General features: G+C 65.4%; 1 pseudogene. It reads right to left on the reverse strand.

Annotation, left to right across the window (positions count from 1 at the left end):
- Positions 1 to 39: 39 nt before the first annotated feature.
- A pseudogene (locus F6S12_RS33430) lies at positions 40 to 254 on the reverse strand (nitroreductase family protein); the annotation flags it as partial.

Raw genomic sequence — 254 nt, forward strand, 5'->3', positions numbered from 1 at the left:
TTCGCGAGCAAGCTCGCTCCTACAGAGGCGATCGCGGCTTTAGAGGCTGAAATCGCCTTCGGCCACGGTTTCGCTCAGGGGGCGACGCGGGCTTGGCTCTTCCCGGGCCTGGAGGTAGTCGGCCAGGGTCGACTTGTCTCCCAGCTTGCCCACGGCCACGGCGGCGTGCACGGCATAGCCTTCGGGGATCTTCAGTTCCTTGCGGGTCAGTTCCTGGTCGAAACCGGCCATGCCGTGGGTGTGCCAGCCACTGA

It is taken from the genome of Pseudomonas sp. JV245A (assembly GCF_032424515.1).
GTDB lineage: Bacteria > Pseudomonadota > Gammaproteobacteria > Pseudomonadales > Pseudomonadaceae > Aquipseudomonas > Aquipseudomonas protegens.